This window comes from Streptomyces sp. SUK 48 (assembly GCF_009650765.1).
Classification (GTDB): domain Bacteria; phylum Actinomycetota; class Actinomycetes; order Streptomycetales; family Streptomycetaceae; genus Streptomyces.
In genome coordinates this window covers 4333610-4356304 of the sequence record NZ_CP045740.1, presented here as the reverse complement: position 1 = coordinate 4356304, position 22695 = coordinate 4333610, and the positions used below count along the sequence as shown (strand labels likewise).

19 protein-coding genes are annotated in these 22695 nt (G+C 70.5%); 9 read left to right on the top strand and 10 right to left on the bottom strand.

All coding sequences use genetic code 11. From position 1 onward, the window contains the following. Positions 1-15 precede the first annotated feature (15 nt). Positions 16-789: a hypothetical protein gene (locus tag GHR20_RS18860; protein ID WP_153813847.1), complete on the top strand. Its 774-nt coding sequence runs from the start codon at positions 16-18 to the stop codon at positions 787-789. A 35-nt stretch (positions 790-824) separates the two neighbouring features. On the opposite strand, the gene GHR20_RS18855 is transcribed toward GHR20_RS18860, so the two are convergent. Continuing rightward, entirely contained in the window at positions 825-1028 is a 204-nt protein-coding gene (locus GHR20_RS18855) for a hypothetical protein (protein ID WP_037650629.1), read from the bottom strand. 207 nt (positions 1029-1235) lie between these two features. On the opposite strand from GHR20_RS18855, the gene GHR20_RS18850 reads away from it, so the two are divergent. The 3 genes from GHR20_RS18850 to GHR20_RS18840 all read left to right on the top strand — a co-directional run bounded on the left by GHR20_RS18850 (position 1236) and on the right by GHR20_RS18840 (position 5230). Next, positions 1236-1730, top strand: a complete 495-nt coding sequence (locus GHR20_RS18850) for a MarR family transcriptional regulator (protein WP_153813846.1) — start codon at positions 1236-1238, stop codon at positions 1728-1730. A gap of 13 nt (positions 1731-1743) precedes the next feature. Continuing rightward, positions 1744-4308 (top strand): MFS transporter, encoded by a 2565-nt coding sequence (locus GHR20_RS18845; RefSeq protein ID WP_153813845.1) that lies wholly within the window; start codon positions 1744-1746, stop codon positions 4306-4308. A gap of 100 nt (positions 4309-4408) precedes the next feature. Beyond that, entirely contained in the window at positions 4409-5230 is an 822-nt protein-coding gene (locus GHR20_RS18840; protein WP_153813844.1) for a YceI family protein, read from the top strand. Between the two features lie 64 nt (positions 5231-5294). Here GHR20_RS18840 and GHR20_RS18835 read toward each other — a convergent pair whose 3' ends face one another. Beyond that, positions 5295-6050: a GAF and ANTAR domain-containing protein gene (locus GHR20_RS18835; RefSeq protein ID WP_153813843.1), complete on the bottom strand. Its 756-nt coding sequence runs from the start codon at positions 6048-6050 to the stop codon at positions 5295-5297. 144 nt (positions 6051-6194) lie between these two features. Here GHR20_RS18835 and GHR20_RS18830 point away from each other — a divergent pair, with 144 nt between their 5' ends. Next, positions 6195-6665: a PPOX class F420-dependent oxidoreductase gene (locus GHR20_RS18830; RefSeq protein ID WP_153813842.1), complete on the top strand. Its 471-nt coding sequence runs from the start codon at positions 6195-6197 to the stop codon at positions 6663-6665. 15 nt (positions 6666-6680) lie between these two features. Here GHR20_RS18830 and GHR20_RS18825 read toward each other — a convergent pair whose 3' ends face one another. The 6 genes from GHR20_RS18825 to GHR20_RS18800 all read right to left on the bottom strand — a co-directional run bounded on the left by GHR20_RS18825 (position 6681) and on the right by GHR20_RS18800 (position 14622). After that, entirely contained in the window at positions 6681-7433 is a 753-nt protein-coding gene (locus tag GHR20_RS18825; RefSeq protein ID WP_181516581.1) for a TetR/AcrR family transcriptional regulator, read from the bottom strand. 176 nt (positions 7434-7609) lie between these two features. Beyond that, positions 7610-9829, bottom strand: a complete 2220-nt coding sequence (locus GHR20_RS18820; protein ID WP_153813841.1) for a glycosyltransferase family 39 protein — start codon at positions 9827-9829, stop codon at positions 7610-7612. Next, positions 9826-11169, bottom strand: a complete 1344-nt coding sequence (locus GHR20_RS18815; RefSeq protein WP_153813840.1) for a bifunctional glycosyltransferase family 2/GtrA family protein — start codon at positions 11167-11169, stop codon at positions 9826-9828. The genes GHR20_RS18820 and GHR20_RS18815 overlap by 4 nt, the downstream gene beginning before the upstream one ends. A 14-nt stretch (positions 11170-11183) precedes the next feature. Then, positions 11184-12911, bottom strand: a complete 1728-nt coding sequence (locus GHR20_RS18810) for a HAMP domain-containing sensor histidine kinase (RefSeq protein WP_153813839.1) — start codon at positions 12909-12911, stop codon at positions 11184-11186. Next, complete coding sequence (locus tag GHR20_RS18805) at positions 12911-13648, bottom strand: response regulator transcription factor (RefSeq protein WP_161214726.1); 738 nt, start codon at positions 13646-13648, stop codon at positions 12911-12913. The genes GHR20_RS18810 and GHR20_RS18805 overlap by 1 nt, the downstream gene beginning before the upstream one ends. A 101-nt stretch (positions 13649-13749) precedes the next feature. Next, positions 13750-14622 (bottom strand): DUF2797 domain-containing protein, encoded by an 873-nt coding sequence (locus GHR20_RS18800; protein WP_153813838.1) that lies wholly within the window; start codon positions 14620-14622, stop codon positions 13750-13752. A gap of 377 nt (positions 14623-14999) precedes the next feature. On the opposite strand from GHR20_RS18800, the gene GHR20_RS18795 reads away from it, so the two are divergent. From GHR20_RS18795 to GHR20_RS18785, 3 genes are all read left to right on the top strand, one after another. Further along, positions 15000-16202, top strand: a complete 1203-nt coding sequence (locus GHR20_RS18795) for a hypothetical protein (RefSeq protein ID WP_153813837.1) — start codon at positions 15000-15002, stop codon at positions 16200-16202. Between the two features lie 447 nt (positions 16203-16649). Then, positions 16650-16868: a hypothetical protein gene (locus GHR20_RS18790; RefSeq protein WP_153813836.1), complete on the top strand. Its 219-nt coding sequence runs from the start codon at positions 16650-16652 to the stop codon at positions 16866-16868. Between the two features lie 390 nt (positions 16869-17258). Then, positions 17259-17927: a YdcF family protein gene (locus tag GHR20_RS18785; RefSeq protein WP_153813835.1), complete on the top strand. Its 669-nt coding sequence runs from the start codon at positions 17259-17261 to the stop codon at positions 17925-17927. 301 nt (positions 17928-18228) lie between these two features. On the opposite strand, the gene GHR20_RS18780 is transcribed toward GHR20_RS18785, so the two are convergent. Next, positions 18229-18429, bottom strand: a complete 201-nt coding sequence (locus GHR20_RS18780; RefSeq protein WP_243878072.1) for a hypothetical protein — start codon at positions 18427-18429, stop codon at positions 18229-18231. A 121-nt stretch (positions 18430-18550) separates the two neighbouring features. On the opposite strand from GHR20_RS18780, the gene GHR20_RS18775 reads away from it, so the two are divergent. Beyond that, the gene (locus tag GHR20_RS18775; RefSeq protein WP_194858918.1) at positions 18551-21070 is read left to right on the top strand and encodes a helix-turn-helix domain-containing protein; all 2520 of its coding nucleotides are present in this window, start codon (positions 18551-18553) and stop codon (positions 21068-21070) included. 391 nt (positions 21071-21461) lie between these two features. Here GHR20_RS18775 and GHR20_RS18770 read toward each other — a convergent pair whose 3' ends face one another. Next, a complete protein-coding gene (locus GHR20_RS18770; protein ID WP_153813833.1) occupies positions 21462-22595 on the bottom strand; it encodes a Shedu anti-phage system protein SduA domain-containing protein in 1134 nt (377 codons plus the stop codon). Positions 22596-22695 lie beyond the last annotated feature (100 nt).

Sequence of the window (22695 nt, the reverse complement as noted above, 5' to 3'; positions counted from 1 at the left end):
AGCCACTATGGCCGGATGCTTCGTCACGGGACGCTTCGTACGACGACCTGGTCACCCGGCCGCCGGCGCGCCTTCGCGGGAGCCTCGGCGGCCGTCGTGTGCCTGGGCGCGGCCCTGGGGGCGTGCGCCGGCTCGGGGAGCGGGGGCGGCTATGTGGCGGTGGGCGGTACGGGACGTGCGGGACCGGTCGACGCGAGCCCCACGGGGTCGGTGACGATGGTCCCGCTGGACGGACCGAAGGGCGGGGGGACGACTCCCCCGGGCACCACCGGCTCCCCGCCGGCCGGCACCGGCACCGGGCGCGGCACCGCGCGGGCCGGCGGCGGCCCCGTACCGGTACCGGGCACACCGGACCCGCCCTCCCCGAGCACCGGCAAGAGCACGGGCGCGGGCGCGAGCACAGGCACGGGCGCGGGTGACGGTCGTACGACCCACACCCCCGCCCCACCGGCCCCGACCCCCGCTCCCACCACGCCTCCCGCGCCCGCCGCCCTCTCCTGGGGCGGGCCCGTGACGGCGGCCGGGGATCAGCGGTGGTGCCAGAAGGTCACCGTGGACTTCCGGAACTCCGGGGGCACGGCGGTGCGTTCGGGGTCGGTGACGTTCGGGACGCACGTCATCGGGGCGCTCGGGATCGACTGGTCGACCGTGCGGACGTCCGAGGCGCTGCCGGTGCCGATCGGCGCCGGGGCGCGCACGGACCACACCTGGACGGTCTGCCTCGACGCCTGGAGAGTGCCGCTGGGCATGCACGTCGAGACGCGGGACCTGTCCGTCCAGTGGAAGTGATCACCGGAGAGGGAGGTCCCTCTCCGGTGCGCGGGTTACTTCAGCGCGAGCCAGGCGACGCCGGCCACGACCACGAGGGCCACGATGACGCCGATGATCACGCCGACGCGCGGACCGGAGGACGAGGGGGCGGCCGCCTGCTGCTGACGCCCCTGCGGAGCCTCGTCGACGAACGCGCGGAACATCTGAGTGCTGCCGGCAGGGTCGTAATTGCCCTGGGGGCCCTGGGTGTTAGCCATGAGCCGAGACCTTAGCGAAGACGGGCCGGGGCACCCAAGTGGGGGGCCACCGGGACAGACGGGGACACCCTTCGCGCACCCACCTGCATATTCACATCCGCAACGCTACGCCTTTGCCAAGGTTTTACGCGGGCGACCCGCTACTTATTTGCCTGTAGCAACCAATAGCCCTTACGGTTGCCTTAAGCAACGAATACGGGAGGTGTGATGGCCGAGCATGCGCAGTTTGACGAGCTTGCGCGTCAGCTCAGCGCCGTCGGCGCCGTCAAACGGGACCTCGTGCGGGTACTGCCCCCCGAGTGCCCCGGGGGCTCGGCGGCCGTGCTGACGCTGCTCGGCCGGCACGGCGACATGCGCATGAGCAAGCTCGCGGAGCTGCTGGCCGTCGATCTGTCGGTGACCAGCCGGCACGTGGCGCATGTCGCGGCCCGCGGCTGGATCGAGCGGCACCCGGACCCGGCGGACAAGCGCTCGCGCATCCTGCGCCTGACGGCCGCGGGCCAGGAGCAGCTGGACGAGCTGTCCCGGCGGACCTCTCAGCTGCTCGCCGAGCGGCTCGGTGACTGGACCGACGACGAGGTCACCCAGCTCATCCGGCTGATGACCCGCCTGCGCTCGTCGTTCGGCGACTGCCGGTCCCCCTCGGCCCGGCCACCCGCCCCCGTAGTCGAAGAGACCACCCGTACACCCGCAAGCACGTAAGAAAAGGAAGCCCATGGCAACGACCACACCAGCCGGTGTGCGGGCTCACGCCAAGCACGGGGGAGGCTCCTCGGCGGGCGACGCCCCGATGACCCACCGCCAGATCATGGAGGCGCTCTCCGGCCTGCTGCTGGGCCTGTTCGCCGCCATCCTGTCCTCCACGATCGTCACCAACGCACTGCCGACGATCATCAAGGACCTCGGCGGCGGCCAGTCCGCGTACACCTGGGTCGTCACCGCGGCCCTGCTGGCGATGACCGCCTCCGTGCCCCTGTGGGGCAAGCTGTCCGACCTGATGAGCAAGAAGGCGCTCGTCCAGATATCCCTGGTCATCTACGTGGCCGGCTCGGTCATCGCCGGTCTCGCGCAGAACCCGGCGATGCTGATCACCGCCCGTGTCGTCCAGGGCCTCGGCGCCGGCGGTCTGTCCGCCCTGGTGCAGGTCATCCTGGCCGCGATGATCGCCCCGCGCGAGCGCGGCCGGTACTCCGGCTACACCGGCGCCACCTTCGCCGTGGCCACCGTCGGCGGCCCGCTGCTCGGCGGTGTCATCACCGACACCAGCTGGCTCGGCTGGCGCTACTGCCTGTTCGTCGGCATCCCCTTCGCGCTGATCGCGCTGGTCGTCCTCCAGAAGACCCTGCACCTGCCGGTCACCAAGCGCCAGGTCAAGGTCGACTGGCTCGGCGCCTTCTTCATCACCTCGGCCGCCTCGCTGCTGCTGATCTGGGTGACCTTCGCCAACGACAAGTACGACTGGCTGTCCTGGCAGACGTACGTGATGGTGGGCGGCACGATCCTGCTCGCGCTGGCGTTCGTCTTCACCGAGACCAAGGCGTCCGAGCCGATCATCCCGCTGCGCCTGTTCCGCAACCGCACGATCTCGCTGGCCTCGGTGGCCTCGCTGTTCGTCGGTGTCGGCATGTACGCGGGCACCGTCTTCTTCTCGCAGTACTTCCAGCTGGCGCGGGACAAGTCCCCGACCATGTCCGGTGTGATGACCATCCCGATGATCGGTGGTCTGTTCCTCTCCTCCATGATCTCCGGGCGGATCATCTCCAACACCGGACGCTGGAAGAACTGGCTGGTCGCCGGCGGTCTGTTCCTCACCGCGGGCCTGTCGCTGCTCAGCCTGATGCGCTACGACACCCCCTACTGGCAGCTGTCCATCTACATGGCGCTGCTGGGCATCGGCGTCGGCATGATGATGCAGAACCTGGTGCTCTCCACGCAGAACCAGGTCGCCCCGAAGGACCTGGGCGCCGCCTCCTCCACGGTGAGCTTCTTCCGCTCCCTCGGTGGTGCGGTCGGCGTCGGCGTGCTCGGCTCGGTCATGTCGGACCGGATCAGCCACTACGCCAAGAACAGCATCGGTGAGCTGGGCCTCAAGGAGCGGATGGCCGCGGCCAAGGCCGTGGGCGGCGGCGAGCTGCCCGACATGAACAGCCTGCCCCTGCCGATCCGTCATTGGCTGGAAAGCGCCTACGGGCACGGCATCGCCGACGTCTTCCTCTACGCGGCGCCCTGCGCCCTGGTCGCCTTCGTCGTGGTGATGTTCATCAAGGAGGTCCCGCTGCGGACGACCGGCGCGCTGACCCAGGCCGCGCACGAGAAGGCGGGGACCGTGGAGAACACGCTGGAGAGCACTGTGGAGAACACCATGCGGAACGTGCCCGGTGAGCCCGAGCAGGAGAAGGTGCCCAGCCTGACCGCCCCCGCCCCGGTGGTGGGTGCCACCGAGGCGCTGGCCACCGCGACCGCGAGCGCGGCCCCGATGACGGCCGTGGCGACCATCGCCGAGCCCGGTGCGGGCGGCGACGGCACCCCGGTGCACGGCTTCGTCCGCGGCGCCGAGAGCGCCCCGGTCCCGCAGGCCGCGGTCACCCTGATCTCGCTGGCGGGCCGCCAGCTGGGCCGCTCCGTCGCCCACGCCGACGGCTCCTACGCGCTGGCCGCCCCCGGCACCGGCAGCTACGTCCTGATCGCCTCCGCCGACGGCTACCAGCCGCAGGCGTCCACCGTCGTGGTGGGCGAGGAGCCGCTGTCGTACGACATCCTGCTCAGCGGCACCAGCGGGCTGAGCGGTGTGGTGCGGGCGAGCGGGAGCGCGCTGCCGGTCAAGGACGCCATGGTGATCGTCACCGATGTGCGCGGTGACCTGCTGGCCACCGCCGCCACCGGGGAGCAGGGCGACTTCGCCTTCACCGACCTGGTGCCCGGACCGGTGACCGTCGCCGTCAACGCGGGCGGTTTCCGGCCGCGCGCCCTGCCCGTCGAGGTGGCCGCCACCGGAATCACCCGGCTCGCGGTCGACCTGGACGCCGGCGCCCGCCTCCAGGGTGTCGTCAAGGCCCCGCACGGACCGCTGGCCGACGCCCGGGTGACCCTGGTCGACCAGGCCGGCAACGTGGTCGGCAGCGCCACCACGGGTACGGACGGCGCGTACGCCTTCACCGACCTGGACAGCGGCGAGTACACCGTCATCGCGACCGGCTACCCGCCGGTGGCGACCGCGCTGACCGTCACCGGCACCGGTGCCGACGGTCACGACATCGAACTCGCCCACCCCGGCGAGTAGTTCCACCCGGCCCGTGGCAGGGCACGCTCCGAGCGGAGCCGTCCGGCGCCACGGGCCGGTTTCTTACGACCGATCTGCATGGTTTCAGGGAGAAAACGGGATGGGACTGACCGCGAAGATCCGTACGCGGGACGGGTGGGCCGTGTCGCACGCGGTCGTCACGGTGACCGACATGACCGGTACGCAGGTGCTGCGGGCCGAGGCGGACGCCGAGGGGGCCGTACGGGACACCACCGAGCTGGCCCCGGGGGCGTACACCGTGATCGTGACCGCCGTCGGGTACGCGCCGGCCGCGTCCAGCGCGATCGTCACCGCGAGCGGCCGCGCCGAGATCGGCGCCGTGACCCTGGCCCGGCAGGGCGGCACCGAGCTGCCCCCGCCCGGCCCCTGGACCATCGACCCGGCGCATTCCTCGGTCGCCGCGGTCGCCCAGCACCTGGGGATCTCCAGCGTGCACGGCCGGTTCACGGAGTTCGGCGGCACGATCGAGATCGCTCCGGACGACATCGCCAAGTCCCGGGTGGAGGCGGTGATCAGGGCCGGGTCCATCGACACCGGCAACGGCATGCGCGACACGCACCTGCGCTCCGGTGACTTCCTCGACACCGAGAACCACCCGGAGATCACCTACCGCTCCACCGGGCTGACCCAGGCCGGCCCGGACCGCTGGACCGTGCACGGCGAGCTGGCCCTGCACGGCGTGGTCCGCCGGGTCGACCTGGACCTTGCCTACCTCGGCACCGGCGCCGACCCCTGGGGCGGCACCCGCGCCGCGTTCCGGGCCACGGCGGAGCTGCACCGCGAGGACTTCGCGATGAACTACAACCAGGTCCTCCAGGCCGGTATCGCCGCCATCGGCACCACGCTGAAGGTCCAGCTGGACATCCAGGCGGTGCAGGGGGACAGCCTGCCGGCCGCCTGAGCCACCGCACGAAGGAGCCCGTCGGCCGGCATCGGTCGACGGGCTCCTCGCGTTGCGGGGAAAGCTAGTTGTCCGTCGCGCCCACGATGCGCCGGGCCAGGTCGCGGAGCTTGACGTTCTCCCGCTGGGAGGCGCGCACCAGGCTCTCGAAGGCGGCCTGCGCGTCGATGTCCAGGCGCTCCATCAGGATGCCGGTGGCCTGCCCGATCAGGTCCCGGGTGTGCATGGCCGCCGTCAACTGCTCGCGTACGGTCACGGAGTTCAGGGCGAGGCTGACATGCGCGGTGAACAGCCGCCCGAGCCGGGCCGCCGTCTCGTCGAAGGCGCCGGGCTCCCGGGAGTAGGCGGTGAGCACGGTCAGCCGGCGCCGGTCGGCGCGCAGCCGCATCGACAGCACCGAGCGCAGCTCCTGCGGTTCGCCGTCCGCGCCGCCGCTGTCGGCCACCCGGACCACCGGCGCGTCCCACAGCCGCTCCCAGTGCGGCAGGTCGGGGGTGCCGGCGGCGCGCACGATGTCATGGCTCCAGGCGACCGTGCGCCGGCTCTCGCCCCGCTCGATCTCGCAGACCCCGGCGTGCTCGGCGCCGGGCAGCAGATGCACCGCGAGCCGGACCGCCGCGTCGAGGGTGGCGCCGGGAGAGGCGCTCTCGTGCAGCTCCCGGGCGGCCGCCGTCAGCGCTTCGGCCAGGTCGAGAGCACCGGGGGAACGGGTCGCCCCGGCGACGTCGTACGCGGAGAAGTCGTACGCGGAAGAGTCGTACGGGGAAGACTCGGGCAGGGAAAAGTCGGACGCGGCCACCACGAACCTCTCGGATGACATGACCGTACGGCCATGCGCAGGAGAGCTCCGCAGCACATTCCCGACTGCGAGCACAGGACAGAAGAACTTTAGCTGCTCCATTGCGGTGAAGTGACCTTCCTCCGGTGCGGCGCGCGGCGGCCGCCGGCGTTCTAGGCTGCGGTCATGGCACCGAACATCGCGACGAACACCCGTGTCTCCCTGGACGAGCTGCTGGACTTCGTACGACCCCGCCACCGGGCGCTGCTGATCACCCGCCGTGCCGACGGCTCCCCGCAGGCGTCCCCGCTGACCTGCGGGGTGGACGACTCGGGCCGGATCGTGGTCTCGACCTACCCGGAGCGGGCCAAGACCCGCAACGCCCGGCGGGATCCGCGGGTGAGCCTGCTCGTGCTCAGCGACGACTGGAACGGCCCCTGGGTGCAGGTCGACGGCACCGCCGAGGTCGTCGACACCCCCGACTCGGTGGAGCCGCTGGTCGAGTACTACCGGAACATCGCCGGTGAGCACCCCGACTGGGACGAGTACCGGGCGGCGATGCGGGAGCAGGGCAAGTCGATCATCCGGGTGACGCCCGAGCGGTGGGGGCCGGTGGCGACCGGGGGCTTCCCGGCGCGGCTGTCCGGCGGGGAGTGACGGCCCGCAGGGGGCTCAGCCCCGTTCGACCATCGCCTCGATGCCCGAGATCAGCAGGTCCAGGGCGAAGGTGAAGTCACGGTCCATCAGCTCGGCGACCGTGCCGCCGCCGCGGGCCTCCAGGATGCGCCGGGACTCCTGGACGAAGTCCGCGGTGTGCGGGTCCTCGCGGACCGAGTTCCGGGCCTGCTGGTAGTAGTCGTCCGGGGTCAGCCCGGAGTCCGCGATCCGGCCCATGAACTGGGCCTCCTTCGTGCCGAAGCCGTACACGAACTGGAAGACGGCCGAGATCGCGCCCATCACCCGGTGCGCGGGCAGCCCGGAGCGGTCGAGGGTGCGCTGCACGCTGCGGGAGAAGTCCAGCGAGTGGGGGCCGATGTTCAGGTACTGGCCGGCCAGCCGGGACAGCCAGGGGTGGCGCACCAGCAGGCTCCGGTACTCGGCGGCCAGTGCCCGCAGCCGCTCCCGCCAGTCGGCCGCGTCGTCCTCGCCGGGCAGCCGCAGTTCGCCGTAGGCCGCGTCCAGGGCGAGTTCGAGCAGGTCGTCCTTGGTGTCGACGTACCAGTAGAGGGACATCGCGCTGACGTGCAGTTCGCCGGCGAGGCGGCGCATGGAGAGCTTCGCGAGGCCCTCGGCGTCCAGGAGGCGCACGGACGCTTCGGTGATCCGCTCCCGGTCGAGGCCGGAGGGCTGCCCGCCGCGGCCGCCGTGCCGGGGCTCCTGGAGCCACACGCTGTCCCGCGCCGTCCGCCCCGCCGTCCTCGCCACCCGCGCACCATCCTCTGTCTCCGGCCGGTCAGGGCCCGCCGCGGCCACTGCCCGGGGTGCCAGGGGTCGGCCGGCGCGGGGGCGCGGGCCCGCATCCCTGAGCCGTTACCCACATCCCCCGGCTCTTAGGCGCGGACCCGCTCCGCCGTTTCCTCTCGATTCCCTCCGCGTCCTCCTCAGCCCTTCACGGGCCGGGTCAGGTCGTAGAAGGTGGCCGAGCCCGCGGTGACCTTCGTGAAGTGGCTCTGGACCCAGGAGCTGATCTGCGAGCCGGTGCCGCTGCCGCCACCGCGTCCGGCGCCCTCGCCGCCCCGGCCCATGCCGCCGCCCATGCCGCCGCCGTCGATGAAGTAGTGGATCCTGCCGTCGGCCACGTACTTCTCGAACTGGGCGAGGGTGGGCGACGGGTCGGTGCCGTTGAAGCCGCCGATCGCCATCACCGGGTCACCGGTGGCGAGTTGGTAGCTGGCCGCGTTCTGCGAGCCGACGGACGCGGCGACCCAGGTGTACCGGGAGGCGTTCTTCTTCAGCAGCGCCTTGGCCGCCGAGCCGACGTCCGCGCCGTTCAGCAGGCCGCCCATGCCGCCGCCCGCCCCCTTGCGGGCACCGCCCGGGAAGCCGCCGGCGCTTTCGCCGCCGAGGCCCGGGAAGCCGTTCCCGTTCTGCCCGCCCGGCATGTTCTGGCCACCGCCCGGCATGCCCTGACCGCCACCGGGCCGGCCCTGCTGGCCTTGCTGGTTCTGCTGGCCCGGCAGCCGTCCGCCGCCGAAGCCGCCCCGGGTGCCGCCCGGGCCCCGGCCGCCGAAGCCCATCATGCTCGCGCCCGCCGGGCCCGCCGTCGGGATGGAGCCCACGTGCGCGGAGTCCACCGTGCTCAGGGTGTAGGCGGTGGGACCGGCCAGCGCGGCGGCCAGGGCGAGGGCCGCAGCCCCGAGGGCGAGGGGCCGGGTGAGGCGGCCGACGAAGATCAGGCCGAGGGCCGCCACCAGGCCGCCGATCAGAACCAGCCACTTCAGCCAGGACAGATAGGCGGGCGTGCGGTCGAGCAGCACATAGCCCCAGGCCGCGGCCGCCACCGCGGAGGCGGCGAGCGCGAGCGCGGCCCACACCGCGCGGCGCCGCTCCCACAGCAGCCCGGCGCCCATACCGACGACGGCGGCCAGGTAGGGGGCGAGGGCCACGGTGTAGTACTGGTGGAAGATGCCCGCCATGTAGCTGAACACGGCCATGGTCGTCAGCAGGGAACCGCCCCAGACCAGGAGCGCGCCGCGGGTGACCGACGTACGCCGGTACCGCTGGGTCGCCACCAGGCCCGCGACCAGCAGGATCAGCGCGGCGGGCAGCAGCCAGGAGATCTGGCCGCCGGTCTCGGAGTCGAACATGCGGCTCCAGCCGGTCTGCCCCCACATCCCGCCGCCCGCGCCGCCGCCGGGGCCCCCGCCCCCGCCGACGCTGCCGGTCTCCTCGCCGTTCAGCCGCCCGAACCCGTTGTAGCCGAAGGTCAGTTCCAGGAAGCTGTTGTGCTGCGAGCCGCCGATGTAGGGGCGGGACGACGCCGGCCACAGCTCGACGATCGCGACCCACCAGCCCCCGGACACCACCAGCGCGAGGGTGGCGGCGGCCAGTTGGCCGAGGCGCTTCCTCAGCGGCACCGGCGCGCACACCGCGTACACCAGGGCGAGCGGCGGCAGGATCAGGAACGCCTGGAGCGTCTTGGCGAGGAACGCGAGACCGATCGCGACCCCGGCCCACACCAGCCACCTGGTGCGGCCGTCCTCCAGCGCCCGTACGACGAGGTAGCAGGCCAGCGACATCAGCAGGGCCAGCAGGGCGTCCGGGTTGTCGAACCGGAACATCAGCGCCGCGACCGGGGTGAGCGCGAGCACCGCGCCCGCGACCAGACCGGCCGCGGGACCGCTCCGGCGGCGCACGGCGGCGTACACGACGGCCACGGTCGCCACGCCCATCAGCACCTCGGGCACGAGGATCGCCCAGGAGTTCAGGCCGAAGACCCGCACCGACAGCTCCATCGGCCACAGCGAGGCCGGGGGCTTGTCGACGGTGATGGCGTTGCCCGCGTCCAGCGAGCCGAAGAACAGCGCCTTCCAGGACCTGCTGCCCGCCTGGACGGCCGCCGAGTAGAAGGAGTTGGCGTAGCCGGAGGCGCTCAGGTCGTACAGATAGAGCAGCAGGGTGGCGGCGAGCAGCCCGAGGAGGGCGGGGCGCGCCCAGCGGGGGTCCTCGGGGCGGCCGCGCCACAGGCGGTGCGGGAGGGAGGACGGCCGGGACGCGTTACCGGGTGCGTCCGCCGGGGGCGGCTGGCTCGGCGGGCCCCAGCCGGTCGTGCCGTGCGGCCCCTCGTTCGCGTCGAGCGGGCGGTCGTAGGAGGTGCTCATCGGGACCCTTCAAAGAATTCGGTGGCGGTGCCGGAACCCGTGCCGGTCCCGGTGCCGGAACCCGTGCCGGTGCCAATGCCGTGCGGCTGCCGCTGGTCCGGGAAGACCCAGGCGCGGAAGAGCAGGAACCGCAGTACGGTCGCGGCGAGGTTGGCGGTGACGAGAACCGCCAGTTCGGTGGAGTGCGCGGGCCGGCCGCCGGCCGCGTCGAGGGCGGCCAGGGAGCCGCTGGTCAGGGCGAGCCCGATGGCGAAGACCACCAGGCCCTGCGCCTGATGGCGGACCGCGCCGCCCCGGCCGCGCACCCCGAAGGTGAGCCGGCGGTTGGCGGCCGTGTTGGCGACGGCCGAGACCAGCAGCGCGAGGCCGTTGGCGGGCTGCGGCCCGCAGAACTCCCGGAAGCCGCTGTAGAGCAGCAGATAGAAGAGGGTCGACAGGACGCCGACCACGCAGAAGCCGATCAGCTGGCGGGCCAGCCCCTGGGGCACGCCGGTCAGCTCGCGGTCGCGCGGGTCGTCGCCGAACGGCCGGGCGAGCAGGTCCAGCGGCAGCGAGCCGGTGGCGAGCGCCCGGCCGATCCGCCAGACGCCCTTGAGGTCCTCGGTCGCGGTGCGCACGAGGTGCACGGTGGAGTCGGGGTCGTCCACCCAGTCGACCGGCACCTCGTGGATGCGCAGCCCGGCCCGCTCGGCGAGCACCAGCATCTCGGTGTCGAAGAACCAGCCGCTGTCCTCCACCAGCGGCAGCAGCACCCGCGCCACGTCGCCCCGGATGGCCTTGAACCCGCACTGCGCGTCCGAGAAGCGGGCCTGGAGCGAGCCGCGCAGGATCAGGTTGTACGCCCGGCTGATCAGCTCGCGCTTGGGGCCGCGCACCACCCGGGAGGAGCGGGCGAGCCGGGAGCCGATCGCGAGGTCGGAATGGCCGGAGATCAGCGGCGCGACCAGCGGCAGCAGGGCGTTGAGGTCGGTGGACAGGTCGACGTCCATATAGGCGAGGACGGGCGCCTCGGACGCGGACCACACGGTGCGCAGCGCCCGGCCGCGGCCCTTCTGCTCCAGCCGTACGACGCCCACCCCGGGCAGTTCGGCCGCCAGCCGCGCCGCGAGCAGCGCGGTGCCGTCGGTGGAGGCGTTGTCCGCGATCGTGATGCGGAAGGCGTAGGGGAAGGTGCGCGTCAGGTGCTCGTGCAGCCGGCGGACGCACGGCTGGAGGTCCTGCTCCTCGTTGTAGACGGGGATCACCACGTCCAGGACGGCCGGGCCGGCGGCCGACGCCGGCAGGTGCTCCCGGGCCGGCAGAGCGCCGGGGGGCGAGTCGGGAGAAGAGTCGGTTCGCATGGAACCGACTCTTGTCAGCCGCCCTGTCGCATCGATGTGGTGGTGCTGTGGTACGGCTGTGAGTGCGAAGTGGCTTGTTCCGTAAAGGAGTTGGTGCCGTCGCAGTCGTCGGGACCGGTGACGGAGCGGGTGCCGAGCGCGGGCAGGCGCAGGGTGAACACGGTCCGGCCCGGCGCGCTCTCCACGCTCACCGAGCCGTCGTGCGCCGCCGCCACGGCCTGCACGATGGCGAGCCCGAGCCCGGTGGAGCCGGTGGCCCGCGTCCGCGCCGAGTCCCCGCGCGCGAACCGCTCGAAGACATGCGGCAGCAACTCGTCCGGAATCCCGGGCCCGTCGTCCTCGACGTCCACGCAGACCGACGGCCCCTGCCGGCGCACCCGCGTGGTGACGGTCGTACCGGGCGGGGTGTGGCGCTGGGCGTTGGCCAGCAGGTTGACCAGGACCTGCTGGAGCCGGGCGGAGTCGGCGCGGACCGAAGCGGGCTCGTCGGGCAGCGCGAGCCGCCAGACGTGGTCCCGGCCGGCCGCGCGGGCGTCGCTGACGGTGTCCACGACGAGCGGCACCAGATCGGTCCGCCCGAACTCCAGGGGCCGGCCCGCGTCCAGGCGGGCGAGCAGCAGCAGGTCCTCCACCAGCAGGGTCATCCGCCCGGCCTCCGACTCGATCCGCCCGAGGGCGTGCCGGGTGTCGGGGCCGACCTGTTCGTGGCCGCGCCGGGTCAGCTCGGCGTAGCCGCGGATGGAGGAGAGGGGGGTGCGCAGTTCATGGCTGGCGTCGGCGACGAACTGCCGTACCCGCGTCTCGCTCCGCTGCCGGGCCTGCAGGGCGCCGTGCACATGGTCGAGCATCCGGTTCAGCGCGGCGCCGACCTGTCCGACCTCGGTGTGCGGATCGCACTCGGCGTCCGGGACGCGCTCGCTGAGGTTCACCTCGCCGGTGTGCAGCGGCAGTTCGGAGACGCGGGTGGCGGTGGCGGCGACCCTGCGCAGCGGGCGGGTGGCCACACCGACGATGACGGTCCCGGCGAGGCAGGCCGCGAGGAGTCCGGCGGCGGTGACACAGACCTCGACGAGGATCAGGGTGTTGATGATGCCGTCGGTGTCGCCGGTCGGAATGGCCACGTAGAAGGAGCCGTTGGGCCCGGTGGCGTACTGGGCGCGGTAGCTGCCGAGGCCGGGGAGGTCGAGGGTGTGCGCGCGGGCGTCCTCGGGGACGGCGCCGAGGGCCGCGAGCTGGGCTTCGTCCAGGTCGTGGGCGCTCGTGTACGGCGCCGACCTCGACTTGCGGCCCACCTTGCCCTCGGTCGCGGTGCCGTCGCTCACCACGGCCACGACCGTGTACTGCGGCTGCGGGCCCAGGGCGACGAACTGGCCCAGCTCGATACCCGTGGGCGCCTGTCCGCCACCGGGTCCGCCGGGCCCCTTGCCCTGTCCCGGCGGGGCGAAGGCGCCGGAGGCCCGCTTGCCGACCTCGTCCAGCCGGCCGTCCAGCTGGGTGTACAGGTGCGAGCGCAGGGCCAGGGTGGTGACGGTGCCGATCACCGCGCAGACGACGGCGATCAGGACGACGGAGGCGACGACGAGGCGGGTGCGCAGGGTGCGCGGGGAGCGGGTGCGGGGGAAACGAGCCCGGGGGGAGCGGGCTTGGGGGAAGCGGGTCCGGGGGGAGCGGGGCGGCCGCGGGGCGGACCGTCGCGCCGGGCTCGACCGGGGTGCGGGTCCGGGCCCGGGCGGTGCGCTCATCACACGGCGGGCTTGATCAGGTAACCGGCGCCGCGCCGGGTGTGGATCATCGGCTCACGCCCGGCGTCGATCTTCCGCCGCAGGTACGAGATGTACAGCTCGACCACATTGGCCTGGCCGCCGAAGTCGTACGACCAGACGCGGTCCAGGATCTGCGCCTTGCTGAGCACGCGCCGCGGATTGCGCATGAGGAAGCGCAGCAGCTCGAACTCGGTGGCGGTGAGGTGGATGGAGTCGGTGCCCCGCGTCACCTCGTGGCTGTCCTCGTCCAGGGTGAGGTCGCCGACGACGAGCACGGACTCGGAGCGCCGGTCGGTCGCCCCGGACCTGCGGATCAGTCCGCGCAGCCGGGCGACGACCTCCTCCAGGCTGAACGGCTTGGTCACATAGTCGTCGCCGCCGGCGGTGAGCCCGGCGATCCGGTCCTCCACCGCGTCCTTGGCGGTCAGGAACAGCACCGGCACGTCCGGCAGTTCACGGCGCAGCCGGCCGAGGACGGCCAGACCGTCCATGTCCGGCAGCATCATGTCGAGGACGACGGCGTCGGGGCGGAACTCGCGGGCCGTCTGGAGGGCGCCCTGACCGTCCGTCGCGCTTCTGATCTGCCAGCCCTCGTAGCGAAGGGCCATGCTCAGCAGTTCGGTGATCGACGTCTCGTCGTCGACCACCAGCACGCGGACGGGGCTCCCGTCCGGCCTCAGCAGTTCGGTGCGCCCCTGGGGCGAGGTCGTGGTCATGGCGGCCACACTGTCGGGGCCCTCTGAGAGGAGTGTTTCACCAGTCTTGGTTTTTCCTGAGAAACACACAGCCACCACTCAGACAACGCCTGGGCGGCCCCTCAGAACAGCCCGTCCTGCTCCCGGCGGAACTCCCGCACGGGCAGGGAGAGTTCATCGCCCTCGCGCGGCGCGGGCACGAGTCCCCACCCCCGTATCAGCCGGGTGTCGAGCACGACGACCCCGCGGCCGGCAACCGCCAGATGAAGATCGGGACCGGCGGCCGCGACCAGTTCCCCGCCGACGGCACCACCGGGGACGAGCCCGGTCACCTCGCCGAAGGCGGCGGGTACGCCGTCGAGCCCGAAGGCCCGCACATGGTCGACCACCTCGCAGGGCTCGGCCCGCAGCGACTCCGGCCACCGGTCGAGCGCGACGGCCCGCCGGTGCAGCGCGCGCACCTCGGCCGCCCGCTCCGCCGCCGTCCCCGGCAGCCTCGCCCGCACCGCCCGCTTCTCGGCGTACGCGATCCGGTCCGGCACGCCCAGCGCGGCCCGCAGCATCTCCTCGGCGCGCCGGGCCGCCATCAGGGGACCGGTACCGAGCCAGCTGAAACAGACCGCGCCCTGCTCCAGCAGCCGCGCCGGACCCCGCTCGACGGCCGTGATGCCGACCTTGACCAGACCGGGCCCGAACCAGGCGAGATACACCCGGTACGGCCGGGGGTCGTCGGCGATCGTGTCGGCGGCCACGGAGTGCGCCCGGTCGAGCCGGGCGCACTCCTCGCACCGGGCGCCGGTGGCGCGCACCGGCACGGCCGCCCGCACCGGGCACGCGTGTCCCCGCGCGCCCACACAGACGCGCCCGCCCCCTTCCGGCACGGCGAACCCGACCCGCTTGCCCCACGCCAGCGCGCTGCCCCGCCCGCCCTCCCAGGCGAGCACGAGCCCGTCGCCGGACCAGCGAAGCCCGGAGCATCTCCACGTCTGTGCCATCACTCGTGAGGGTAAGGGGTGGGTCCGACAGTGCCGGGGGGAGACGGGGCCGGCGGCACGCGCACCGCTCACGGCAGCGCGTACACCGGCGTCCGGCGGCCCGCGGCCATGCCCGAGCGTCGGGCACACCCCCGCTCGATCAGCCACGCGCGGACGGTCGTGCGCCCGGGCGACCGGGCACACGGGCGGCTGTGAGGCCGGTGCGTTCCGCGAGGTCCGTGCCTTCCGCGAGGCCCGGGCGCTCCGCGAGGTCCTCCGTCCGGCAGTGCACGGGGCCGGGAGGCCGGAAAATTGCGGAGCGGTGGTGTCGGAGTGCGGGATAGCCTCCCCTGGCAGCTCTCCGGGTGCCGGCTTCGCGAGCGTGGGAGGCGTCAGCGTTGGCAGACCGTTCCGCCGCTCTGCCCGCCGGGCTCGCCGGGCTTCTTCTCGCCCTGGCCGCATCCGAGTTCGGGGACAAGCTGGTGCAGGTGGCGTACGCGCTGATCGCGGTGCGCGCGGGTTCGACGACCTTCCTCGCCGCCGTACTGGCCGCCCAGACGATCCCGGTCCTGGCGCTGACCCCGCTCGTCAGCTCCCGGGGGTGGATCCGCTCGCGGACGGCGTGGCGGGCGGGGCTGATCGGGCAGGTGGCGGCGTTCGCCGTCGCGGCCGCGGTGGCGGACCACCGGATCGCCGTCCTGGCCTGCGTTCTCGTCGCCGCGTCCTGCGAGGCCCTGACGATGCCGTTCTCCCGCTCGCTCCTGCACGCCCGCAGCGACGGACGGCAGGCCGAACTGGCCAAGTGGTGGAGCGTCGCGAAGGCGGGGGCCGGCGCCCTGGGCATGGTGCTGGCCGGCGTGGTGGTGGCCCTGTCCGGCGCGAAGTCGGCCTTCGCCCTGGACGCCCTCACCTTCCTGCTGGTGCTGGCCGTGGCCTGGTCGCCGCGGATTCCGGCGGACGACGGCACGACGGGTGGCCGTAGCGCCACCGCGAGGTTCGGCCTGGGGTTCGGTCCGGGGTTCGGCCGCCTGGTGGCCCCCGGCGCGTTCGGCGCCCTCGGCCTCCTCTGCGTGACCGTCATGCTGGTCACCACCAGCCTGGAGGGCGTGTCGGGCCCCTTCATGCTGGCCAGGACACCGGGTTACGACGCTCACGGGCTCGGCGTCGTGTTGGCCTGCTGGGCCGTGGCCTCCATGATCGCGGCGGCCGTGACTCCCCGCCGGTTCACCGGCGTTCGCGCGCTTCTCCCTCTGTCCGATCTGCTGGTGGCCCTCGCGATCGGGCTTCCGAGCCTCGGGCTCCCCTTCTGGTCCGCCACCGTCGCCTTCGCCCTGGGCGGCATCGGGAACGGCGTCTTCAACCTCCTCCTCACCCGGGTCATCTGGTCGGGTGTCCCGGCGGCGGCCCAGCCCCACGCCTGGGCCGCGTTCAACTGGATCCTGAACGCCTCCCTGTTCCTGAGCTTCTCCGTGGGCCTCTTCCTCCACCCCCGGCACGCCCCGGCCCTCCTGGCGACGGCCGCGGCCCTCTGCCTCCTCGCAGGCGGCGCCTACCTCCTCTTCCTGACCCGATCCCCCAAGGCGGCCCGCGCCATCGCCTGAGCCGGGAACAGCGGGGCCGACGCCTCAGCTTTCCCTCAAACAAAGGGCGTTCATCTGCCGGGCCGCATCGACAGGGGTGACTGTTCTGTGGCACACGCCGCCTCTCAGAGGGAGAGATGGTGAAAGGACGCACCGGGGGTGCCGAACATCCGATGGCAATGACCAGACGATCCATCCGCCTGGCCTTCTCCGTGTGCGTCGCCACCCTGGCCACGGCCGGCTGCACCGGCTCAGGTCAGCACGGCACAGCCTCCCCGCCCCGCCCGGCTCACCACACTCCCAGCCCCCGCCGAGTCCCCCGACACACCCTCGGCCTCTCCCGCCCCGTCCGTCCACCGGGTCCCGCTGTCCGCCTCGGACGGCATCGAGATCCTGGCCGCCGGCACCGCGGTCAGGGGCGACGCCACCTACCCGATCCCGGGCGGGATCAAGGCGGGCAGGACCCTGGTGATCGCGATCGACTGCCAGGGCCCGGGCCGGCTGACCGCCCAGGTGCCGTCCGCGGGCGTCTCCTTCCCGCTGCGGTGCGAGAAGGGCGAGGTCCTGCCCGCGATGAACGAGATCCAGATGCCCCGGACCGCCGCCACCGGCTCCCTGCGCTTCACCTCGGACCCGGACGTGAGCTGGTCCTTCGCCCTCGGCTGGAACCGGGGGCGCGCGCGTTGAGCTCCTGCTAAAGCTCGCTGGAAGCCGGGCTCAGCGGCAACACCGTCGTGGTCAGGAGCCCGCCTTCAGGCGGCCGGTCCGAGTTTCTGAGGTCTCCTCACGTTCTCCCACACGGTGGCGCGGTGGACGCCTGCCGCCTCGGCGTGCCGGGCGCAGCGACCTGTCCTACACGAAGCACACCTCTGTCCACCCCGACCCGCAGTCGCTCATGGCGGGCTCCGGGAAGCTTGTGGAACTGCTCGGGCCGGGGTGATGGACTACTCGTCCTCGATCAAGCCATTCGCACGGCCGCCCAGTACGGACTCGTGCACCAACTGCGCAGGATCGAGGGCATCAAGGCCACGAGACAGAGCCGGACTGGCCCCCGGCGACGGTGACAGGGAGAGACGCGTGGGCGACAACCAGCAGGCCATCACCGAGGACCAGTGGCACCGGGCCGCGCTGATCTGGGAGTACCACCAGATGCGCCACGCGCCGCGGCCCGTCGACGTGGCGATCGGCCTGGGCAGTCACGACCTCGGCGTCGCCACCCGCGCCGCCGAGCTGTACCGCGCCGGGCTGTTCCCGACCCTGATCTTCACCGGCGGCAACAGCCCCACCACCGCCAAGGTCTTCCCACGCGGCGAAGCCGTCCACTACCGCGAACACGCCATCGGCCTCGGCGTCCCCTCCGAGGCGATCCTCCTCGAACCGTCCGCCGGCAACACCGGGCAGAACATCACCCTCTCCCGTGAGGTCCTCGCCGCCGCCGGCATCACCCCGGCCACCGTGCTGCTGGTCTCCAAGCCCTACATGGAACGGCGCTCCTACGCGACCGCCCGCAAACTGTGGCCCGACGTCGAGATCCTCTGCGCGTCGGAGCCGTCGGAACTCGACGACTACGTGAAGTCCATCGGTGACGAGAAGCTCGTCGTAGACATGCTCGTCGGTGATCTCCAGCGGGTGATCGAGTACCCGAGGCGCGGGTTCGCCATCGAACAGGACGTCCCGGCCGATGTGCGCGGGGCGTACGAAGCCCTCATCCGCGACGGCTTCACCAGCCGCCTCATCGCTTCCTGAGCCGCCGTCCCGGGGTACCGCCGCATGAACGCGAGCATCCGCCATTAACGCCAGAGGCCCCGGATATCTCCGGGCCTCTGGTCTGATGTGCACTCGGCAGGATTCGAACCTGCAACCTTCTGATCCGTAGGATTGGGCAGCTCCCCACGGAGAGTGCCGACGGCCTTCAACTCCGACTGCCGAGGTTGCCGATCATGCGCGTCTGTGTGCCGTCGTTGCCGTCAGGGCTGCCGTCAGCTCCGAACACATGGCACCACCGCAACAACGGTTGGGAGAGGGTTAGGGCGCAGCGTGTGACGGCTCAGGAGAGGACCTGCGTGAGCGCGCCCGTCAAAGCGGCGGCGAGAGTAAGAACTGCCGCAAAAGTGGCAGCGGCCCTCAACAACGCGGTCGGATAGGTGGCACCGTCGAGACGGGCGAGCTTCCCTGCGCCGGCGGCGGCCAGCAGCGCGACGAGGACCACCAGCGAGATGGCGAAGAGAACAACGGTGAGGTGGGACACGGCTGACTCCAGGTATCCGATAGGCGTTGACGACCCCGAAGTTCTCGGAATGTGTGTTCGCTGTGGTACGACCGGACGAAGATGAACACCGGTGAACACTCAAGCAGGGGGGACCGAGAGGGTGGCCGAGAAGCGGGTGCAACCTGCGGCAGCGCTTTCCGAGTTGCGCGAGAGGTTGACCGATGCACTTGCCCGTTCCCGCCTGACCAAGACAGATCTTGCCGCTGGGGCGAAGCTCAGCCGGACGACCGTGTCAGAAGCCTTCCAGAACGACAGCCCGGTACCGTCGGCGGCGACGGTTGCAGCCCTGGCGCGGACCCTGCGGCTGCCGATGGACGAGATGCTGGCACTCAGGCGGATGGCTGCCGGCGAAGCCAAGCCTGCGGCAACGTTGGATAGCGGCCCTGGCAGGCCGATCGGCGAGTGGCACCCGCACGATCTGGAGGTGCACCCCGCTGGTCCCACATTGAGCATGGAGTTGTCCGGCTACGTGTCTCGGGCCCACGATCTTGTTCTCGCGGAGGCCGTGCGGCACGTCAGTAAAGGCAAGAGCCGAATGCTGATGCTCATCGGGTCGTCCTCCACCGGTAAGACACGGGCCTGCTGGGAAGCCGTCCAGCCACTGGCCGCAGAGGGGTGGCGGCTGTGGCACCCCTTCGACCCCACGAGAGCTCACGCCGCCCTCGCGGATCTACGGCACGTGCTACCACGGACAGTCGTCTGGCTCAACGAAGCTCAGCACTACCTAGGCGACCCTCGAGTAGGTGAGCAAATCGCGGCGGCCGTGCATGGCCTGCTGACCGAACCCGCACGCGGACCAGTCCTGGTACTCGGAACGCTGTGGCCCGAGTACGCCATGCAGTACACAGACCTACCGCGCCCGAACGAGGTCGACCCACACAGTCGCACACGGGAACTCCTCGCCGGTCGGACCGTTACGGTCGCGGAAGCGTTCGACCAAGAGGCGCTACTCGCAGCAGCCACACTGGCCGAGACCGGCGATGGGCTGCTAGCCCAGGCCCTGAAGCATGCCAGTGACGACGGGCGAGTGACCCAAAACCTCGCCGGTGCTCCCGAGCTCCTGCGATGCTACGAGAACGGCACGCCACCCGTCAGGGCGCTGTTGGCAGCGGCCATGGACGCACGGCGTCTCGGTGTCGGGCTACACCTTCCCCAGGGTTTCCTGATCGATGCTGCCGCCGACTACCTCGACGACCACGATTACGACGAACTCACCGAGGATTGGGCTGAAGCGGCGTTCGCCGAGCTAGCTCGCCCAGTCCACGGCAAACGGGCCCCACTGCGCCGAACTGCTCCACGACCCCGACGCCAACCTCCCAGCAGTCGGATGTCCGCAGACGCTCCACTTGCCGGGGTAGCTCCCGTATTCCGGCTCGCCGACTACCTTGAGCAGCACGGTCGTAGCGAGCGAGAACGTCTATGCCCGCCTGCTTCGTTCTGGGCCGCCGCTTACACCCACCTGACCCGGCCTGCCGACCTCGGCAATCTTGCCAAGGCTGCGCGCTCCAGGCTGCGTCTCCAATGGGCCCATCACCTCTTTCAAAGAGCTGCCGACGTCGGTGACGCACAGGCTCTCGTGGAGCTGGCGGAGATGCGCAAGGGTGCAGGGGATGCCAGAGGCACGGAGGCAATGTACGAGCAGGCGGCTCACATCGGCCACCCCGACGCCCTGATGGAGCTGGCGAAAAAACAGGACAGCGACGGGCATAATGAAGGAGCCACAGCTCTATACCAGAGAGCCGCCGACGCCGGTAGCATTCCAGCACTTCTCAAACTGGCAGAGACACAGAGAGAGGCTGGGGATGTCAACACGGCTGAAGCCCTCTACCAGAAAGCCGTAAATTCCGGTTACAAGATCGCACTCTTGGACTTGGCAGAGCTCCGAGGAGCGGCAGGGGATGTCGAGACCGCCAAGGCACTGTACGAGAAGGCATCCGACGTCATCGACCCGGTAAGCCTGGTCCGGCTTATGGACGTACACATCATGCTGGCGCAGGCACAAGGACGGGTCATTAATCTCGACGGATCCGACGTTCTCTACCAGCGTGCCGCTGACTCCGGCGATCCGATCGCACTTGTCTACCTGGCGAAGCGGCGTCTAGCGGTCGCTGACATTTCAGGGGCCGAAGCGCTGTACCAGCAGATCATCGAATCCGGAGATGCCAACGCACTACTCGAGCTCGCGCACTTTCGGTTGAGTGCTGGGGACGTCGAAGGAGCCAAGGCCCTGTTTCGGCAAGCCGCAGATGGTGGCAATACAACCGGCATGCTCTTACTGGCCACGCTGGAGAACGTCTATGGAGATAGTGCGGAAGCCGAAGCCCAATATCGACGCGCTGCTGACGTTGGAGACCTCGTGGCTGTTCAGCTGCTCGCAAACGCTCGGTTGAAGCTCGGGGATGCCAAAGGTGCCGAGCAGTTGTACCAATCTGCAATTGATGCCGGAGACACACGAGCTGTCTTGGAGTTGGCCCGCATGCGAGAAGAGGCCGGGGATATCAGCGGGGCTGAAGCCTTGTACCTAGAGGCCGCCAATGCTGGACAGTCGGAGACGAGCCTCGTTAGCCGGTGGCCGTATGGCCTGGATGCGGACGGCACGCCAAGCGCCCCATGGAGGTGACCGGCGAGGGCTCCGCCATCCTCCCGGTTGATCACTGATGATCGTGATCAATGGTCCCTGCGTGGCGTCGTTGCCGACAGCTTCGAACGATGGCACCGCCTGTAACGACCGTTTCCAAGTCCATTCCCTTAGTGACGCTCGGGCACCCCCTCGCTCCGCACCTACCTGGGACGGAGCGGTACGGCGTACCGGCCTCCGATAAGGCTTCTGGTCCACACGAGGTCCACTGGCTCTGACCCGGCCCAAGATCCCTCGGGATCGACACTTGGCTGGCCCACTACCCATGCCGACGGCACAGAAGCCTACTGTCGTGCCGGCCACATCCGTCCTACCACCCATGGTGGAGTAGCCCGGACAGCGGTTCACCTCGGGCCTTCGTTGTTCCTAGTGGCTAGAAGGGCGGGGACTCGTCGAAATCGAATACATCAGATTCTTCGGCCAAGCCGGAGTCTTCTACGGAGAGGCGATCCTCAGCGATCCCCTCTTCGAAGGTGAGAGCTCGCTCAGCACTCTCTAGGAGATCCGCGTACGTAAGTACCTCGACCCGTGTTAGGTGAGAGTTATAAGTGCGGATCGCTTGGTCAATGCTCCTTCTTGTCGCCAGCGGAGCATTCACGTGGTCAGGGTGACCAATCAAGACCGTCGCTTTTGCCCGCCTCATGTCGTACCTTACGCCCAGCTCGTTCTCGTATGTAGCTTGGAGGTTAAGCCCTTGCTCATCGAGCGCCCGAAGATAGTTCTGAGCTTGGCCGACCGCTTCGTGTACGTCGTTACCGACGATCCAATGATTGCGGTGTCGCTTAACGAGTCGCGGAATATTTGGGCCCTTGAGCTCTACGATGTGCAGGGAGCCGTCTGAGCAGATGAGCGGGATGTCGTGCTGATCGAGGTAAGTCATGTCCCGGCGGTTGGCCATGCCTGTGTATTTTCCGCCGAAGAGCCAGTAGTTGCCGCCGATGGAAGACTGCATCTGCGTCTCATTGGTTCCGGGCGTTTCGGCGAGTCGCTTAAGATGGGCGACCACTTGTCGACGCTGGGCGATGACGGCTGCTTCTGTGGCCGCTAAGCCCGCAGGGGTTGAAGCAAGCCCAGAAATTACGGCACTAACGTCGCCGCGCTCGGCAAGGGCGCGTCCAAGTTCTGCCGCGTCGATTCCCGTTGCTTCTAGGATTGAGAGAATACTTCCGGTGACGGAGCCATCTTTGATAACCCGGTAGCTGCCAGGCTCGGTGAAGTGTTCATTGAGAAACGCGGTGAGACGAAGAATTTCTCCATTCTCACAGTACCAGGAGCTTGAGGCGTCATCAAAGTCGTACCCCTGCCCCCAAGGTGATGAGCTATACGTGCGAAACCGTAGCTCCTGCTTTTTCACTTCCCCCGTGACTGAGTCTCCGTAGCGTGCCAGGTAAGCCGCTTTATAGGCTCTCGGCCCCTTCTTGAGCTCAATGCCGACACTCCCGAACTTTCCCGACGATTCATCGCCAGGAACGTGCCAGACATTAAGGTTTTCTTCCTCGTTTTCCAAGGCCCCCCCTTGGCGGATCTAGAAGAGGTTGTAGATTCGCACCCCTACCACACGTTTGGCAATCGAAAGGGTGTTCGTGGAGATCGTGGCAGCATGATCG